Source organism: Limnofasciculus baicalensis BBK-W-15, from assembly GCF_024178385.1.
GTDB classification, from domain to species: Bacteria; Cyanobacteriota; Cyanobacteriia; order Cyanobacteriales; family Coleofasciculaceae; genus Limnofasciculus; species Limnofasciculus baicalensis.
Genome location: NZ_JAMZMM010000689.1, coordinates 1 through 1,436 on the forward strand (window position 1 = coordinate 1; position 1,436 = coordinate 1,436).

Consider the following 1,436-nt stretch of genomic DNA (forward strand, 5'->3'; position numbering starts at 1 on the left):
AATCTACAATATCTGCCAATTCTGATCTAAGGAAAGTATTTGATGTTCAAGTCGAGCTTTAACACTTACCGAAAGCGCCAACGAAGGTTGCCCATCCTGGCAATCGTCATGGCGATACCCGTAGCATTGATTCTCTTAGAATTATTGGCTCGGTTTTTTGTTGGCGTTTCGGGCAAAAGCACCGAGTTGGCAGCCTATGAGGGGGAACCCGCAAACGCTAACGTTTACCGTCTCAAGTTCCTCAACAAAAATAAACAGCCTTATGATGGTTTATCAGATCGGGGTAAACTTGCTGCCCAACGAAGTATAGCTCTAGGCTATAGGTTAGTTCCCGGACAGCAGAGCAATTTATGGCGGATTAACGAACAAGGTTTCCGGGAGGATCGACCAGTGCCGTTGAGCAAGCCCAAAGATGAAATTCGGATTTTTCTCTTAGGGGGTTCCACTGCTTTTGGTCAATGGAATCCCAGTAACCAATCTACATTAGCTCATAAACTAGAAGTGCGTCTTAATGAACGGGTAGCCCAGCAAAAGAATTCTCCAGAAAAATACCGACCCCAAGAGTTACCGTTTTACAAGCCAGATTTAAGGAAAGCCCTTGCTTTGCCTCCCAAGATGCGAGAGGGTAACTATCGCGTAATTAATGCTGCTGTACCGGGATATGCTTCTGGCAATGAATTGGCTCAGTTAGCGGTTGAAATTCTGCCCTACAGTCCAGATGCAATTGTGGTTATGGATGGGTATACAGATTTAATTCTGCCCAGCAATAGCCAAGGAATGGATATTCCCCGTGCGGAAGAATTTCTGAGCAAGGCATCGGGGCATTTTTGGACTGTCCTTTCTCAGCGACTGGATCGTGCGATCGCAGATACTTATTTAGTCAGAGCAACCCAATACTGGCTCTTGCGCCCTCAGTTGTCAGTTAGTCGGTTGACTCTTATGGCAATAGATGATACATCCCCATTAGATCAACACCTAGCTCCTGACTCGGCTGAATTAGAACGTCGGGTAGCCCGCTACCGCCTTTACCATCAGCAAATGGTTCGCCTCACTGCAGGGGCAGGAATTCCTTTAGTCATCGCAATTCAGCCTGAAATCACTGGGCGTGCCAAGCTTCCCACCAAGGAAGAGCAGGCAATTTTGGATGAATTAGGAGGGGTATACAAAAAACAGATACAACTTGGTTATACCGAATTAGCACAAGCTATCCAGGAAATTCAGAAAGCATCTCCCAAAAATGCGAAGACGCTAAATTTCTACAATGTTTATGAAAATGTTCCCGACCGAGTATTTTTGGATGCTATCCACTTAACTGAGAAAGGGAATAGCGTGTTATCAGAGAGTTTTTACCAAACTCTCACCGCTTTACCCAAACTGCAAATCCCTCCCTCAAGGCCAATCCCTTAGAAAGAGGGGGAGTGGGGAGTGGGGTGTAG

At 46.0% G+C, this 1,436-nt stretch carries 1 protein-coding gene; it reads left to right on the plus strand.

Annotation, left to right across the window (positions count from 1 at the left end):
• Positions 1-42: 42 nt before the first annotated feature.
• Positions 43-1,407: an SGNH/GDSL hydrolase family protein gene (locus tag NJ959_RS29485; protein ID WP_254015318.1), complete on the plus strand. Its 1,365-nt coding sequence runs from the start codon at positions 43-45 to the stop codon at positions 1,405-1,407.
• The last annotated feature ends 29 nt before the right edge of the window (positions 1,408-1,436 follow it).